This is a genomic window from Photobacterium sp. MCCC 1A19761, assembly GCF_037389125.1.
In the GTDB taxonomy this organism is placed as follows: Bacteria; Pseudomonadota; Gammaproteobacteria; order Enterobacterales; family Vibrionaceae; genus Photobacterium.
In genome coordinates this window covers 454,851-471,324 of the sequence record NZ_JAZGTF010000002.1, presented here as the reverse complement: position 1 = coordinate 471,324, position 16,474 = coordinate 454,851, and the positions used below count along the sequence as shown (strand labels likewise).

Genomic DNA, 16,474 nt, shown 5'->3' with positions numbered 1-16,474 from the left:
ACTGAAGTGATCTAAGGATAGTCTTAAGCGGGGATGTCAGTAAATGTTTCCTTGGGGTTGCCCCTGAAAGGAATGCATGGCAAATCAGCAGGTTGTCATTGCATCGGGCGGTGGCGTTGGCAAATGTAACTTCAGAAACGACGCAGTTAAATGTTCGTAACAATTTGCCTGAGCGGTTGAGTTGACATTCAGGAGGTTAGCGTTAGGATGCAAAACTATCTAATTGGCAAAGGTATGCATTTCAATGAAACGCTTTTTCACGATTTTTGCATTGATCCTGACGGTCTCATTTATGGCCCCGACGGATGCGTATGCAAAGAAATTTGGCGGTGGTAAGTCGTTCGGTAAGACTCATAAAACGGCCCCGGCACAACAAAAACAACAAACGGACACGCTGAACCAGCAACAACCCACTGCCGGTAAATCCAGCAAGAAGGGCCTGATGGGCGGTCTGCTGGGAGGCTTGCTGGCCGGTGGTCTGCTGGCGGCGTTCTTCGGTGGGGCGTTTGAAGGGATCCAGTTCATGGATATCCTGATTTTCGGCCTGATTGCATTTGTGATCTTTAAACTGTTTAAAACCATGCGTGGCGCGAAGCGTACGCCGATGGGGCATCAAGAGGCGTATGCCGGCAATTCGCAGCATCAGTACCGTCAAGCTGCGCCGGAAGCGCAGCCAAGCGGTTTCTCGTCTCAGCCAGCTTACACGTCAACCGACAGCGATGTGCCGTTCAACCTGCCTCCGGGCTTTGACATGCATGCTTTCCTGAACGGTGCCCGTGAGCATTACCGTACGGTTCAAGGTGCATGGAACCACAATGAGCTGGAAACAATCCGCGAGTACGTCAGCCCGGCGCTGATGGAAGATCTCGCCGCTGAGCGTGCCAAGCTGACCGGTGAGCAACATACGGAAGTGATGTATGTTGATGCGGAGCTGGTTCGTGCCGACTATGACGCCAATGTGGCGCAACTGAGTGTGAAGTTCTCTGGTCGCTACAAAGACCGCCACGAGGATGTTGAGGAGGATATCACGGATGTCTGGCACCTGGAGCGCGATCTGCGTGCCCCGAATGCGCCTTGGCTGATTGTCGGGATCCAGGCTTAACACTTGTCCTGACGGCGAGCATGATCTACGAATAGAAAACCGCTCTCAGGAGCGGTTTTCTTTTATTTTCAGTTCTTTGAATTAGATCGCTTTTTTGCGTCGTTAAGTGCACCGGAGATGATCTGCTTTCCTACTTTTCCTGCCCGAAGCCGCTAGTATTAAGTCATACGCAATAATGAATGAGGTGACTATGCCATATACCCCAGAATTGGTTGATGAAATGAACCTGCTTGTGAAGTTTCCGATGCATAGCGATCGGGAAGGGTTGAAGGTCCATCATGACGCGACGCCGACGGTGATTGCAGCGGCTAGGCGATTGTTTGAAAAAGGGTTGGTGACGGATGAAGACGGTGGCTATCTGACGTATTCCGGCCATCAGGCGGTCGAGCATGCGAAATCGGCGTTGCGGATCCTGACCGGGAAAGTCGAAGTTGCTTAAGGCCAGTCACTGAACCGGGTCATTGAACACAAACGGAAAACATGGCCCTCAGGTCATGTTTTCCAACTCGGTAATATTGGTCAGCGCTTGCTGATTGGTCTCGCCACACAAATCCGGACACGGTTTGAACTGATGGCAAACCGCAGGGCGTTCCGGCCGGCCGAAGAGTTTACAGAGGTTTTGTTCATTGAGCTGAATACAACGGACACCGGCAGGCTTGCCTTTTGGCATCCCCGGAATTGGCGTTGAGATGCTCGGCGCGATACAACAAGCCCCACAACCTAATCGACACTCCATAACCCACCTATACTCTATAGCAACCTCGATGAAACGGGGGCGAACGCTATCACTTTTCCACTTTGGGATCAAAAATTATTCCCGATGGGTCTGGTAAATAATAATGACTCTTATTCCATTGATTTATCTGGTGGGATCCCAAGGAAAGGCTTGCACTTTGCCGGGCTGGCGGCTATAAAACCGCCTCCTTGGTGAATCTGGCCAGGGAGGCAATCAAGACAAGGCGGGTGATATGGTAGGTTTTTGGCAAGAGAAAGATCTGAAAGAAATGACGGATCAGGAATGGGAGTCCTTGTGCGACGGCTGCGGTAAGTGCTGCCTGCATAAGTTGATCGATGATGAGACGGATGAAATCTACTACACTAATGTGGCCTGCAGTCTGCTCGATGATCAAACCTGCTCTTGTAAAGATTACCCGAACCGTTTTGCGTCCGGTGAAGAATGCCTGAAACTGACGCGTGAGCGAATTGATGAGTTTGTCTGGCTGCCGGAAACCTGCGCCTATCGTCTGCTGGCAGAAGGTAAGCCCCTGCCTGAGTGGCATCCGTTGCTGACTGGCTCGAAACAAGCGATGCACAAAGCTGATGCGTCTGTGCGTAATAAAGTGGTGTACGAGATTGATGTCATCGACTGGGAAGATCATATTCTTAATCACCCGAATCGATAATACTTCTACCCCCTGAAAGCGAAGGCTGTACGTTGCCTCAAGAGCACCTACAGTCTTTGTGATTCAGCCTGTGCTATAAAATCTAGTTTACCCCTACCTTATCCCGCACTGTCCCTCGCTCTGGTTCAGAATCTTTCACCCCGCGTTAAGGGGGAATGCCCATATGCGCTTTGGTTGATTCAGGCGAGTCTACATTGAAGAAATGGCACCTTCAGGTTGATAAAAAACATCTGGAAATACCAGTGTCAGTATTTATCTCTGAACAGGACTGTCTGATTGGCTTTTTTTACGGTTAAATTCTTACCGTCGTCTCTCCTTCACGTTTGTCCTGAATCGTGCTGACAAACTGATAAATAGGGTCTATTTTTTATTCTGATGGCTTTAGTATTTCTTGTGGCTTTTGATCAGAATATGAAATTCACGTCATTCAACTTCAGCCATCACAAAATTGTGTGCGATATCGTCACAACTTCGTCCAGACTTTCTCCTTGTTTACCAATGCTGAAGTTTGGTGAATTACAATTTTTGAGAAAACTTTCCAAGGGTATGTCCTCTATTTTGTTTAAGACTACAGCTTACAGTTGGTTAGAGCTTCAAGCTGTTCATTATCTAAGCGATGCCGCTTGGTTAAAATGAATCATTACATGCAGAGGCGCACAATAATGACTCGCTCAAAAAGTACAAAAACAGCTATCAGAATAAGCATTGGAAATAAAAGAAAATCGGCCATTTTGATTGTGTCAATCGGGTTTGCGCTGGGTGTATCTGTCGCTCCCGGTGTCGTTCAAGCAAAGTCTGATAAAGAGGGATATGAGCTGACGTACCTGGAAGAGATGGGGAAACGGTTGTTCTTCGCCAATATTTCCTCCCCCAAACGTCAGGCTTGTGCCAGTTGTCATAACCCCGGCGCAGGGGGCACCAACGGCCAATCTCATACCAATTTAACCCAGGTGGCTGTGACGGGGGCCGATCCGCATACAGTGGGGAATCGTAAACCACCGACGAACAAATATGCGGCTTTTCTCAAGGGTGATGACGTCATGGGGTTATCGACGTTTGGTCCGTGTCGATCAATCGCCGGTGTGTGTGGCGGTGCTTTCTGGGATGGTCGCGCCCTTGGTGGTGATCTCATGGATAGCCAAAATAGAGCGATTAATGTTTTCTTCGGGCTTAAGAACGACTTTGATTATCACAAGATGTACAACAAATATGTGAATAACCCTGTGACTCACCAAGCCCATGCCAGTCCTTTTATTAATCCGGTCGAACAAGGGTTGGCTAATAAAACAGAAACCTGCCAGTTGGTCCAAAAAACGAAGTGGGGGGCGGAATTATACGAATATGCCTGGGGCGTGAAGCTGGATTGTAACAAAGACATTGATATTGTGTTTGCCCGGTTCGCAACGGCATTAGGTGCCTGGCAGTTGTCGGGCGAAAACAATAATTTCACTTCCAAGCGTGATGATGTGATGCGCAAAACTGCAGAATTTACCGACTTGGAACAGCAAGGGCAGGACTTGTTCTATGGCGCGGCAGGGTGTGCGATCTGCCACCGGAGTAGCGAAAGTGCTGAAGTTGCGAAACAAAATCTCCTTGAACGGTATACGGATGATAGTTACCACAAGGTTGGGTTCCCGGTGAACTATGATAATCCGGGCAGTGCTGAGTCGGATCAAGGTCTGTTTGCTGTCACCGGATTCATCAACGAGGAAAACCCGCTGCGTTCTCACATGGGGATGCACAAAACCCCAACGTTACGGAATGTTGACCAACGTCTAAGTAAAAATTTTGTCAAAGCCTACACCCACAACGGCTTCTTCAAAACGCTGGAAGGCTTGGTGCATTTTTATAATACCGGTGCGATTAAAGAGCGTTGCCCAACCAATAAGGTGACCGAGAAAGAAGCCCTGGAGATGGATTGCTGGCCGGAACCAGAGTTCTTCGAAGGCTCACTGATCCAATTATCAGGAAGTATTCCAGTACCGGTTGGCCTGCCAGGAAAGCTAGGCTTAGATGAGCAACAAGAAGCGGCACTGGTCGCTTACCTGAAAACATTTACCGATAGTGAAATCGTGGAGGTGCCAAAACCTTATAAATCATCTCCGGAGCGCGATCCAAACCGTGTGAAATAACAACTTGAAATAAAAAAACCGACATCCGGAAATCCTGGATGTCGGTTTTTTCTACTGTGTTGCCTGCGTCGCAGGAGGCGCGATAGATGCGCAGGAAGGCTTAAGCGGCAAGGCCGTGGTGAGCGGTTTGCAGTACCTCAATGATCGGCGCAGCTTTATTATGGCGGCGGATATCGGCAAACAGCGCTTTAGCTTGCGGGTACTCGTGGCGCAGATAGGCGAACCATTGTTTGACCCGGTTCGGGTAATACAGACCCTTGTCCCCTTTGATTTCGTATTCTGAGTAGCGCAGCAGCAGCGTGAGCACTTCGTCCCAAGGCATATGCGGGGCATTGTGTTTTACGACGTTGCACAAGTTCGGTAGGTTCAGGGCGCCGCGACAGAGCATCAGGGCATCGGCCTGAGTGACGGCCATGCAATCCAGACCATTTTGATGATTCCAGACTTCGCCGTTGGCAACGATGGAGATCGGGGTTTTCGCTTTGAGCTGGCGGATGTAATCCCATTTGATGGCATCGGCTTTGTAGCCATCCGTTTTGGTGCGGGCATGAACAGTCAGTTCATCAGCGCGGGCCTGGACTACGGCATCGGCAATTTCAAAGCAATGGCTCGGGCAGTCCCAGCCAAGACGCACCTTAGCGGTTACCGGAAAGCGAGGATCGACGGCCTCGCGTACGGCTTTGACGATCTGATGCATCAGCTCCGGATCCTGCAGCAATACAGCACCACCACGGCTTTTGTTAACGGATTTTGCCGGGCAGCCGAAATTGATATCAATCCCAGGTGAGCCCAGTTCAACCGCACGGCGGGCGTTTTCTGCCATCCAGTGCGGATCCTGACCGAGTAGCTGGACGCGCACCGGGGTCCCGGACGCAGTCTTCCCGCCTTGCTTCAGCTCGGGGCACAAACGGTAAAAGACCCGATCCGGTAACAGTTGATCAATTACCCGGACGAATTCGGTGACGCAGAGGTCGTAGTCATTGATTTCCGTCAGCATCTCCCGCATCAGGTGATCCAGTACACCTTCCATCGGGCCTAAAATTACTCGCATTGCTTGTCGCACCGTATCGTCTGGGATAAGGGGCGAGATTGTAGTGCGTAAACTCTGGCTTGTCACCTAGTCCGCACGGAGAGGCCGAGCCGCAGTTGTCAGGTGTTTACCTCCCGTAATTGTGACGGGGGGCAGGGTCCGGTTTTCCAGCACCAGCAAGGATAAATTCATCATGGCTTTGGCGACCAGCTCTGCGGGGATCGGGCGCAGATGGGCGAGTGGTCCGATAGCGAGCGGTTGAATCGCGTTGAAGAGCCATTGCACCAGCTGTTCGTCTTGGCGTGGTACAGGCCGCTCGCCTTGTAGCGGGCCGGGACGGACAAATACACAATGCTGGAAGCCCATACGTCGCAGGGCTTTTTCCATCTTTCCTTTGCAGCGTAAATAGTGCGACGGCGACCATGGGCAGGCAAATAAGCTGGAGATCACCACCAGGTGCTTGACCCCGAGCATTTGCATCGTAGACGCGACGGCTTTCACCAGATCAACATCGACAGCCTCCAGGGCCTGGCGACTGCCGGCTTGTTTTTTGGTCGTCCCGAGACAGATAAACCCGATGGTTGGTACCGGATCGGTATCGTCCCATTCGGTGACCCGAAGTTCGGGGTGGATAATCTGGGTCAGTTTCTTACTGTGAAATGGTAGCTGACGCCGGGAAAGGGCGTAGATTTTTCCGAAATGGTCGTTGGCCAGCAGTTGATGCAACAGTTCATCGCCAACGAGTCCGCTGGCACCGGCAATCATCGCGTTGGCTTGTTCGTATGGTATCGCTTGGTCTGGCATAGCTCTGTATGGCATAGCTCTGTATGGCATAGCTCCGTCCTGGTGCGGTTAACAGCTTCATTCTTGCCGATAACTGCATGAAAATTCAACAGTGAATATGCCGCGCTGCCTCACGTTTTTGCCTCTTGCTGCCAAAGCGCCGCGAAAGGGAGCAAGGCTGTTGCTGGTGGCGCTTCCGTGTATAATTTGCGATTACTCAAGATAGCCGAATGAATCGGATGATGATGACAGAATTAGTGACACTACCAGCGGACTGGGAAGGCATGCCGGCTTCCTTTATTGAAGGCGCATTACTTGCCGCGAACGCGAACCCGAAGCCGATGGAGCCCGAGGTTTGGCTGCCGGCGCTGATCACCGGTGGAGTGGTTGAAGAGGCGCCGGTGTTGCTGCCGGAAGCTCAGAAGAAAGCTCTGCTGGCCCATTTCGAATTACAGTACTGCCGGATGAAAGCGGGTGAGTATCAGTTGCCGTACGCCGTGCAATGGCAGGCAGACACCGGGGTGACGGACGAACTGCGCTATTTTGCGGAAGGTTTTCTGGCGGTGTGGCCCTCTATTGAACCAAACTGGGCCGAGCAGCCGGTTTCTGACGGGACGATGCGGATGTTGTCGGCCTTACTGACCACCTGCATGCTGCTGGTCGACGAGGAAGCGACCCTGGCACAAATGCAGGAAGCGGGCGTCGAAGGAGTGCCGGCACCGCAAGCCCTGTACCCGCAACTCGACTTGATGCTTAATGAGGTCGTGATGGCCGCGGATGAATTGCAGCAAGGCGGCGGTACACAGGCCGTCAACCCGTATAAAACCGTCGGTCGGAATGATGCTTGTCCGTGCGGGAGCGGTAAAAAATTCAAACAGTGCTGCGGTCAAGCATGAGCCGAGCGGACGGAAAAACCGAGATCCTGGTTGTGGCCGGGGTGATTGAAAAAGCCGGGCAGTACCTGCTGGCTCAGCGCCCGGTTGATGCCAGCCAGGCGAATCTGTGGGAGTTTCCGGGTGGGAAAGTCGAACAGGGTGAGACGCCGGAGCAGGCCTTGGAGCGGGAGTTGTTTGAAGAGCTGGCTATTACCACCCGGACGGGGTGTTGGCTGGCTGACAGCGTGTTCGATTATGGCGACAAGGTCATCCACCTGAAAGGCTATTTAAGCCACTGGCAGGCAGGAGAGCTGAAGCTGCACAGCCATCAGGATGTGGTTTGGGTTCAGGCCGGTGAGATGGCCGAATATGCCTTATGTCCGGCTGATTTACCGATTGTTGAAGCGCTGCGGCACCGCTAAGCGCTGATGTTTGTTGTGATGGATCCCTTGATGATGAAAAACGGCGCCCCTGAGCTCAGGGACGCCGTTTTGATCTTGGGGCGCGACAATATCTCGTCGACCGGATTCGTTAGGATGGTTAAGCTGTCTTTTTGTTGAAAAACCGGGCAAGCGCAATCACCGCCAGGGCGATCAGGTTGGCGGCAAAAATAATCACCAGCCATTGCGGCATCGACTGACCCAGAAACGTCCAGACAACCTTACTGCAATCCCCGGTGGCCTCAAACATCCACGGCATCCATTGATTCAATGGCGCCCATTCCGGAAAGCGGACGAACAGATCGCAGGTGGCAAACGGCGACGGGTTGAATTGATAACCGACATGTTCATTGGCCAGCTTTAACCCCCAGTAGGCACTGGCGCCCCAGCCGGCGAGTCCTAGCCAACGGAAGACGAAGTTTTGTGGCGCGATCAAACCGACCAGGGCGGCGAGGCCGATCCCCAGCATGGCAACCCGTTCATAGATGCACATGACGCATGGGTCAAGCTTCATGACATGCTGGAAGAACAGAGCACAGCCTTCAAAGAAGATGACAAACAACAGTAGTAGCCCCCAGGAGAGGCGACTTTTGGAAAATGAATTCAGAAATTGCATCGAATGTTCTCGCTCAAGGTTATACCCGAGTGTTGCGCACCGTTTGGCGGGTGGCCTGATTCACGTCAAGGTACCAAAAGAAGGCCCTGATGAATCAGGGCCTTGAATCGTTTAATCCGACACTTATCTTTACGAAAGATTCCCTTAATGTCCAGAGACCGGGGCAATATGTGATACAACTTCCGCGGCATGTTGCGTCAGCCAGCCCATGTCATAGAACCAGTTGGTCATTGGCACCAGCATAAACTCAATCCCGGCCAGGCCGACCATGGACAGGACCAGCGTATACGGCAGCGCCATGTAAACCATGCGACCGTAAGAAAGACGGATCAACGGTGCCAGTGCCGAGGTTAAGGCGAACAGGAACGCTGCCTGACCATTCGGGGTCGCAACCGACGGCAGGTTGGTGCCGGTATTGATGGCAACTGCCAGCATATCGAACTGATCGCGGGTGATGGCGCCTTCGAGCAGGGCTGATTTCACTTCGTTGATGTAAACCGTGCCGACAAACACGTTGTCAGACACCATCGACAACAGGCCATTGGCAATGTAGAACATGGTCATCTGCGCGTTGCCTTCCAGGCTCAGTACCATATGGATGATTGGCGCAAACAGCTTCTGGTCAATGATTACTGCGACGATGGAGAAAAACACCGCCAACAGGGCTGTAAACGGTAGGGCTTCTTCGAATGCCTTGCCCAGGGCATGCTCTTCGGTGATCCCGGTAAATGAGGTCGCCAGGATGATGACCGTCAGGCCGATCAGGCCAACCGCGGCCAGGTGCATGGCCAGTCCGACAATCAGCCAGACTGCAATTACGACCTGAATCGCCAGCTTGGCGTAATCCAGGTTCGTGCGGTTCTTACGCTCTTCGTTATCGAAATCAACCAGGATTTTACGGACGTTTTCCGGCAGCTTGGCACCATAGCCGCAGATTTGGAATTTCTCGACCAGTACTGTCGTGATCACACCACAGATAAAGACCGGTACGGTGATGGGAGCCATACGGAGAATAAATTCGCCGAACAGCCAGCCGGCCTGATCGGCAATGATCAGGTTCTGTGGTTCACCGACCATGGTCATCACGCCACCCAGCGCGGTCCCGATCCCGGCATGCATCAGCAGGCTGCGCAGGAAGGCCCGGTAGTTTTCCAGGTCGTTCCGGCTGACTTCGCGGATATGCAGGTCGGTTGTGTGGTCGTGGCTGGCATGGGGTTCGCGGCCAGAGGCGACTTTGTGATAAATGCTGTAGAAACCAATCGTCACGCTGATCACCACTGCGATGACGGTCAGGGCGTCCAGGAAGGCGGACAGAAACGCAGCCATGACCACAAAGGACAGCGAGAGCAAGGTTTTCGAACGAATGCTGATCAGGATCTTGGTGAAGATGAACAGCAGAAGCTGCTTCATGAAGTAGATGCCCGCGACCATGAAGATCAGCAGCAACAGCACTTCAATGTTCGCCACCAGTTCGTGTTTGACCTGCTCCGGGCTGGTCATCCCGATGGCAACGGCTTCAATGGCCAGCAATCCACCGGGTTGCAGGGGATAGCACTTGAGAGCCATGGCCAGGGTAAAGATAAACTCGACCACCAACAGCCATCCGGCGACAAAGGGATCGATGAGGAAAAAGACGATCGGGTTGATGATCAGAAAGGCAACGATTGCCAGTTTGTACCAGTCGGGGGCCTTACCCAAGAAATTCTTGATAAAGGCGTTCCCTAACGAAATAGCCATGGTGGTCGGTCTCTTATTATAAATGCATAAATATGTGCGACATTAGATTGAACCGGACGCTATCTTGCCCTTGCTGTCTGAAAGTCGGCCACATCATCGGCGATTGTTCTTTAGAGACCCTTTAAGTGAAAAACCTTGGCGATCAGAGTGTTTTACTTAAAGCAGGCAGCAGCATCCGTTCAGCTCCCGTTAAAATCGTGCTCACTCTACCTTTTGATCTAGATCAGTCAAGGGGCGAAAAGTGGGCATCTTGTATTAATTGAAAACTCGTCACTAAACGACAGCAAAACGGGGCTAGATTACCATGAACTGAAATATTTTCTTACAATTCAAAGGAAACATTGAGCATAATCAAATTTATCAGAGCAACGTCAAACATCGCGTTTACAAGTGCCTCAAAGTTTCTTCATTGGCTTAACTAGTGGTATGATGAGTTAATAAATATTAAGCAAGAAGCAATTGGATAAATAATCAGATGGTTATAAAGGCGGATAGCCCAGCAACGTTTGCTGAGAAATATATCATTGAAAGTATCTGGAATAATCACTTCCCGCAAGGTTCCATTTTACCGGCAGAGCGTGAGTTATCGGAGTTGATCGGTGTCACGCGGACCACGCTGCGTGAGGTGCTGCAACGCCTCGCCCGTGATGGTTGGCTGACGATCCAGCACGGGAAACCAACCCGTGTGAATAACTATATGGATACTTCGGGCCTGAGTATTCTGGATACCCTGATCACGTTGGATGGTCAGGATGTGCAGGGCGTTCTGGAAGATCTGCTGTCAGCCCGAACCGACATCAGCAGCGTTTATATGCGTTACGCTGTGAAAGGGAACCGGGAAGAAGCCAGCCAGCTGTTGGACAAAGTGATCAACGCTTGTGAATCTTTGTTGGCGGCCGACAGCTTTGCCGCGTTCGCTGAAGCAAGCGAAGAGCAAGAGCAGCTGATGCAGGAAGTGAAAAAAATCACCGACAAGTACGGCAAAGAACAGCCGGAGCTGTGCGAAGCGATTTGCCGTGCCCGGGCGTTTAACTATTACGATTACCGGATGTTCCAGGGGATGGCGGCGAAGTCCGGCAACACCCTGTACGTGTTGACGATTAACGGCCTGCGTAAAATCTATACGCGCGTTGGTGGTTACTACTTCATGTCGAAAGAAGCCTGCGAGTTGGCTTTGGCTTTCTATCGGGATATGAAGGCGCTGTGCGATAACAACCAGCCTGAGCTGGTGGGCGAGCGGATCAAGAAGTACGGTCGTGATAGTGGGGCGATTTGGTACAGCAACCGCCTTGAGATTGCCCGCTATCTGGTCGAAGAAGAGCAATAATTGCCGCAGATAACCTGATAGGACGTGTAGAAGAAAGGAGATGCCTCGGCATCTCCTTTAGTTTATCCGGCATCAGATGGTCCGGGATCAGATATCGGCGCTGTACTGGCTGCTGCGATTCGGACAGGTACTGAGGATCTGGGTTCTGCCGTCCGGCAACTCTTCCTCCAGGACCACATCAAATCCCCACAAACGGTATAAATGCTTGAGCACTTCCGAATGGCTGTCGGCCAGCGGGATCCGATTGTGCGGTACATAGCGTAAGGTCAGGGAGCGATCCCCCTTCAGCGCCACATTCCAGACCTGGATATTGGGTTCGTTGTTGCTCAGGTTGTACTGAGATGACAATTTCTCCCGAATCGCCCGGTAGCCTTCCTCGTTATGGATCGCGCTGACTTCGACATAGTTGTGCCGATCATCATCTTCGACCGCGAAGAATTTAAAGTCCCGCATCACTTTCGGTGACAGGTATTGGCTGATAAAGCTCTCGTCTTTGAAGTTTTCCATCGCAAAGTGAACTGTCTCCAGCCAGTCGGAGCCGGCAATATCTGGGAACCAGTATTTATCTTCCTCCGTTGGGTTTTCACAGATCCGGCGAATATCCTGGAACATGGCAAAGCCCAGCGCATACGGGTTAATGCCGTTGTAGTAGGGACTGTTGTAATCCGGTTGTGCCACCACATTGGTGTGGCTGTGTAAAAACTCAATGATGAAGCGATCGGTGACCAGGCCCTCATCGTACAGGTGATTGAGAATGGTGTAGTGCCAGAAGGTGGCCCAGCCTTCGTTCATCACCTGGGTTTGTTTCTGTGGATAGAAGTACTGGCTGATTTTCCGCACGATCCTTACCAGCTCTCGTTGCCAGGGCTCCAGTAACGGGGCATGCTTTTCAATAAAGTACAGGATATTTTCCTGCGGCTCTTCCGGGAAGCGGTACTCTTCTGCTTTGTTTTCTTTCTCTTCATGAACCGGAATCGTGCGCCATAGCGCATTCACCTGGGTCTGCAAATAATCTTCCCGGGCTTTCTGGCGGGCTTTCTCCTCAACCAGTGAGATTTTTTGCGGCCGTTTGTAGCGGTCGACTCCGTAGTTCATCAGGGCGTGGCAGGAGTCCAGCAGCTTCTCGACATCATTTACCCCGTACTTTTCCTCGCACTCGGTGATATATTTACGGGCAAACAGCAGGTAATCAATGATGGAGCTGGCATCGGTCCAGGCTTTAAACAGGTAATTGCCTTTGAAAAACGAGTTATGGCCATAGCAGGCATGGGCCATGACCAATGCCTGCATGGTGATGGTATTTTCTTCCATCAGGTAAGCGATACAGGGGTCGGAGTTGATCACAATCTCATAGGCCAGACCCATTTGGCCGTGCTTGTATCCGCGCTCGGTTTCAATAAAGCGTTTACCGAAAGACCAGTGGTGGTAGTTGATAGGCATCCCGATGCTGGAATAGGCATCCATCATTTGCTCGGCAGTGATGATCTCAATTTGGTTTGGATAAGCGTCGAGACGATAAGAATCGGCGACACGTTTAATTTCCGTGTGATACTGCTCAAGCAGGTCAAACGTCCAATCCGGACCGTCACTGAGTGTTTTTGACTTAGTGGTTGTTACCATAACACACTCCCCTATAGCGCTTGCTGACATCTAATGAACTTGCTTTTTAAATAGCTCCCGGAACACCGGGAAGATGTCTTCCACACTCCTTATGTTCTGCATCGCAAAGTTGCCATGGCTGGCCTGCAAGGCTTCATACTCTCGCCACAGGGTCTGATGCGCCCGGCGGGTGATCTCGATGTAGGCGTAGTAGCGGCTGAGCGGCAGAATGTGCTTGTCCAGCAGCTCACGGCAGCCCGGAGAATCATCAGCCCAGTTATCGCCGTCCGAGGCCTGCGCGGCATAGATGTTCCATTCGGCCGGTGAATAGCGTTTCTTGATGATTTCGTCCATCATTCGCAAGGCGCTGGAGACAATGGTGCCCCCGGTTTCCTGCGAGTAGAAGAACTCATGTTCATCAACCTCTTTGGCCTGGGTGTGGTGGCGAATAAACACCACGTCCACATTTTTGTAGGTCCGGTTGAGGAACAGGTACAACAAAATATAAAAGCGCTTGGCCATATCTTTGGTGGCCTGGTCCATCGAGCCGGAGACGTCCATCAGGCAGAACATCACCGCCTGGCTGGTTGGCTGAGGCCGGCGCTCGTAGTTTTTGTACCGTAAATCGAAGGTATCGATGAACGGCACGCGACTGATTTTCTCGCGCAACGCCAGGATTTCTTTTTTCACCCGATCTTCTTCAAGCGGCTGCGCCGGTTCGGTGGTCATCAGGTGGTCAAGCGTCTGCTCCAGCTCCCGTAACTGGCGTCGCTTGGCAGCGGTCATTGCCGTTCGCCGGGCCAGCGAGTTCTGAAGTGACTTGATAATGGCAATATTGGCCGGAACACCGGTCGATTTGAACCCTGAACGGAAGGTTTTCCATTCCACAATTTTATTGAGCTGGTTTTTCTCCAAATTCGGCAACTCCAGATCTTCAAACAGCAGATCCAGGTATTCGTCTTTAGAGATTTGAAACACAAACTCATCCTGCCCTTCACCGTCGGGACTGGCCTGCCCTTCACCAGCCCCGCCTTGACCCGCCCCGCCTTGGGGGCGTTCAATACGATCGCCGGGACTGAACTGGTCATTCCCCGGGTGGACAACTTCCCGTTGTCCACCTCGGCCTTGGTGAAAGCTAGGCTCGCGGATATCCCGGGAAGGAATGGTAATATCTTCCCCGCTTTCCACATCAGTGATCGAGCGCTTGTTGACCGCATCAGCAATCGATTCCTTGATTTGCTGTTTATGGCGGCGCAGAAAACGCTGGCGGTTCACTGTACTTTTATTCTTACCGTTGAGCCTTCGGTCGATAAAGTGCCCCATAAGCTCCCCCTTCTTCATCCTATTCTGCATTGGCCGTTAAGATGATTTACGGACACGCAGATACCATTCGGACAGCAGACGAACCTGCTTGCGGGTGTAGCCTTTTTCCATCATCCGAGCCACGAAGTCGTCATGTTTTTTCTGCTCTTCGGTGGACGTTTTGGCATTAAAGGAGATCACAGGCAGCAGCTCTTCTGTGTTGGAGAACATTTTCTTCTCGATCACAGTGCGCAGTTTCTCGTAGCTGGTCCAGTTCGGATTTTTACCTGCATTACTGGCACGGGCACGCAGCACGAAGTTGACAATCTCGTTTCGGAAATCTTTCGGGTTGCTGATCCCGGCTGGTTTCTCGATTTTTTCCAGCTCGTTGTTCAGGGCGGACCGGTCGAACAGCTGTCCGGTTTCCGGATCACGGTATTCCTGATCCTGGATCCAGAAGTCCGCATAGCTGACGTAGCGGTCAAAGATATTCTGACCGTACTCAGAGTAAGACTCGAGATAAGCGGTTTGGATCTCTTTGCCGATAAACTCAACATATTTCGGGATCAGATAACCTTTCAGGTGCTCCAGGTATTTCTCGGCCAGATCCTGCTGGAACTGCTCACGCTCGATTTGCTGTTCCAGAACGTAGAACAGGTGAACCGGGTTCGCGGCGACTTCGGAGTGATCGAAGTTGAAGACTCGGGACAGGATCTTGAAGGCGAAACGGGTCGACAGACCGGCCATCCCTTCATCCACACCGGCGTAATCGCGGTATTCCTGATATGACTTGGCTTTCGGATCGGTATCTTTCAGGGTTTCGCCGTCATAAACCCGCATTTTTGAGTAAATACTTGAGTTTTCCGGCTCTTTCAGGCGCGATAGCACCGAGAATCGAGCCAGGATGTCTAAGGTGCTGGGTGAGCATGGCGCGGCAGACAGCTCACTGTTCTGCAAGAGTTTCTCGTAGATTTTGATTTCTTCTGAGACGCGCAGGCAGTAAGGAACTTTGACAATATAAACCCGGTCGAGGAAGGCCTCGTTGTTTTTATTGTTGCGGAAAGTCTGCCATTCCGATTCGTTGGAGTGCGCCAGGATGATGCCGTCAAAGGGCAGGGCAGACAGACCTTCGGTCCCGTTATAGTTCCCTTCCTGAGTCGCGGTCAGCAACGGATGCAGCACTTTCAGGGGGGCCTTGAACATTTCGACGAACTCCATCAGGCCCTGGTTGGCTTTACACAAGGCACCGGAGTAGCTGTAGGCATCCGGGTCATCCTGGGCAAAATGCTCCAGCTGGCGGATGTCGACTTTACCGACCAGTGAAGAGATATCCTGGTTGTTTTCATCCCCGGGTTCAGTTTTGGCAATCCCGACCTGGTCAAGAATGGACGGGCGGACTTTGACCACTTTGAATTTGGTAATGTCACCGCCGTATTCATGCAGGCGTTTGGCTGCCCAAGGTGACATAATGTTGTTCAGATAGCGCTCAGGGATGCCGTATTCTTTACTCAGCAGCTCCCCATCTTCGTGTTTGTCGAACAGGCAGAACGGGTGGTCGTTCACCGGGCTGCGCACACCATTCGCGGTAAGGACATAGACCGGTACTTTCTGCATCAGGCTTTTTAGTTTTTCTGCCAGAGAGGATTTACCACCCCCGACTGGACCTAACAGGTAAAGGATCTGTTTCCGTTCTTCCAGACCTTGTGCGGCGTGTTTCAGGTAGGAGACGATTTGCTCAATGGCATCTTCCATACCATAGAAATCTTCAAAGGTTTCATAACGGGAAATCACGCGGTTAGAGAAAATTCGGCTCAAGCGTGGGTCCTGAGCGGTGTCAATCATTTCGGGTTCGCCGATAGCCATCAGCAAACGTTCTGCAGCATTGACATAGGCACTGCGGTCGTTCCGACAGATTTCAAGGAATTCCTGCAATGAAAGCTCTTCATCCTTGGCTTCTTCATAGCGTTGACGATAGTGGTCAAAAATACTCATGGTATGCCCCCTGAATCGTTCTTCAATCAATTAGAAAGGACGAAAACAAATAACTTTCACATCCCTCAATGTTAAGACTAGTCCTAACTGATCAAATTGCTTCACTGAGTTGTTGGTTTATAAACTAAATTTCCCT

General features: G+C 51.6%; 15 protein-coding genes. 7 read left to right on the top strand and 8 right to left on the bottom strand.

Annotation, left to right across the window (positions count from 1 at the left end):
* Window positions 1-244 precede the first annotated feature (244 nt).
* Both VV869_RS04775 and VV869_RS04770 read left to right on the top strand, forming a co-directional pair.
* Window positions 245-1,102 (top strand): Tim44 domain-containing protein, encoded by an 858-nt coding sequence (locus tag VV869_RS04775; RefSeq protein ID WP_337733825.1) that lies wholly within the window; start codon window positions 245-247, stop codon window positions 1,100-1,102.
* A gap of 190 nt (window positions 1,103-1,292) precedes the next feature.
* Window positions 1,293-1,541 carry a TIGR02647 family protein gene (locus tag VV869_RS04770; RefSeq protein ID WP_337733824.1) on the top strand — a complete coding sequence of 83 codons (249 nt, stop codon included), beginning with the start codon at window positions 1,293-1,295 and terminating at the stop codon, window positions 1,539-1,541.
* A 48-nt stretch (window positions 1,542-1,589) separates the two neighbouring features.
* Here the strand turns inward: VV869_RS04770 and VV869_RS04765 are convergent, their stop codons facing one another.
* Window positions 1,590-1,838 (bottom strand): YkgJ family cysteine cluster protein, encoded by a 249-nt coding sequence (locus VV869_RS04765; RefSeq protein WP_337733823.1) that lies wholly within the window; start codon window positions 1,836-1,838, stop codon window positions 1,590-1,592.
* A gap of 232 nt (window positions 1,839-2,070) precedes the next feature.
* Here VV869_RS04765 and VV869_RS04760 point away from each other — a divergent pair, with 232 nt between their 5' ends.
* Window positions 2,071-2,505, top strand: a complete 435-nt coding sequence (locus VV869_RS04760; protein ID WP_337733822.1) for a YcgN family cysteine cluster protein — start codon at window positions 2,071-2,073, stop codon at window positions 2,503-2,505.
* A gap of 662 nt (window positions 2,506-3,167) precedes the next feature.
* A complete protein-coding gene (locus VV869_RS04755; protein WP_337733821.1) occupies window positions 3,168-4,637 on the top strand; it encodes a cytochrome-c peroxidase in 1,470 nt (489 codons plus the stop codon).
* A 100-nt stretch (window positions 4,638-4,737) separates the two neighbouring features.
* Here the strand turns inward: VV869_RS04755 and dusC are convergent, their stop codons facing one another.
* Both dusC and VV869_RS04745 read right to left on the bottom strand, forming a co-directional pair.
* Entirely contained in the window at window positions 4,738-5,688 is a 951-nt protein-coding gene (gene dusC, locus VV869_RS04750) for a tRNA dihydrouridine(16) synthase DusC (protein ID WP_337733820.1), read from the bottom strand.
* Window positions 5,689-5,754: 66 nt separating this feature from the next.
* Complete coding sequence (locus VV869_RS04745; RefSeq protein ID WP_337733819.1) at window positions 5,755-6,471, bottom strand: NAD(P)H-binding protein; 717 nt, start codon at window positions 6,469-6,471, stop codon at window positions 5,755-5,757.
* Between the two features lie 224 nt (window positions 6,472-6,695).
* Between VV869_RS04745 and VV869_RS04740 the strand changes: the two genes are divergently transcribed.
* Both VV869_RS04740 and VV869_RS04735 read left to right on the top strand, forming a co-directional pair.
* Complete coding sequence (locus tag VV869_RS04740; protein ID WP_337733893.1) at window positions 6,696-7,346, top strand: YecA/YgfB family protein; 651 nt, start codon at window positions 6,696-6,698, stop codon at window positions 7,344-7,346.
* Entirely contained in the window at window positions 7,343-7,747 is a 405-nt protein-coding gene (locus VV869_RS04735; protein ID WP_337733818.1) for a (deoxy)nucleoside triphosphate pyrophosphohydrolase, read from the top strand. The genes VV869_RS04740 and VV869_RS04735 overlap by 4 nt, the downstream gene beginning before the upstream one ends.
* A 118-nt stretch (window positions 7,748-7,865) precedes the next feature.
* On the opposite strand, the gene dsbB is transcribed toward VV869_RS04735, so the two are convergent.
* Entirely contained in the window at window positions 7,866-8,381 is a 516-nt protein-coding gene (dsbB, locus tag VV869_RS04730; RefSeq protein ID WP_337733817.1) for a disulfide bond formation protein DsbB, read from the bottom strand.
* A 144-nt stretch (window positions 8,382-8,525) separates the two neighbouring features.
* Entirely contained in the window at window positions 8,526-10,118 is a 1,593-nt protein-coding gene (nhaB, locus tag VV869_RS04725) for a Na(+)/H(+) antiporter NhaB (RefSeq protein WP_337733816.1), read from the bottom strand.
* Between the two features lie 475 nt (window positions 10,119-10,593).
* Here nhaB and fadR point away from each other — a divergent pair, with 475 nt between their 5' ends.
* On the top strand, window positions 10,594-11,445 hold the full coding sequence (gene fadR / locus VV869_RS04720) for a fatty acid metabolism transcriptional regulator FadR (protein ID WP_337733815.1): 852 nt from the start codon (window positions 10,594-10,596) through the stop codon (window positions 11,443-11,445).
* A gap of 87 nt (window positions 11,446-11,532) precedes the next feature.
* Here the strand turns inward: fadR and VV869_RS04715 are convergent, their stop codons facing one another.
* The 3 genes from VV869_RS04715 to VV869_RS04705 are packed head-to-tail and all read right to left on the bottom strand — an operon-like array spanning window position 11,533 to window position 16,338.
* Window positions 11,533-13,065, bottom strand: coding sequence for a SpoVR family protein (locus VV869_RS04715; protein WP_337733814.1), 1,533 nt, complete (start codon window positions 13,063-13,065; stop codon window positions 11,533-11,535).
* A 30-nt stretch (window positions 13,066-13,095) separates the two neighbouring features.
* Window positions 13,096-14,367: a YeaH/YhbH family protein gene (locus VV869_RS04710; RefSeq protein ID WP_337733813.1), complete on the bottom strand. Its 1,272-nt coding sequence runs from the start codon at window positions 14,365-14,367 to the stop codon at window positions 13,096-13,098.
* Window positions 14,368-14,403: 36 nt separating this feature from the next.
* Complete coding sequence (locus tag VV869_RS04705; protein WP_337733812.1) at window positions 14,404-16,338, bottom strand: PrkA family serine protein kinase; 1,935 nt, start codon at window positions 16,336-16,338, stop codon at window positions 14,404-14,406.
* Window positions 16,339-16,474: the final 136 nt, after the last annotated feature.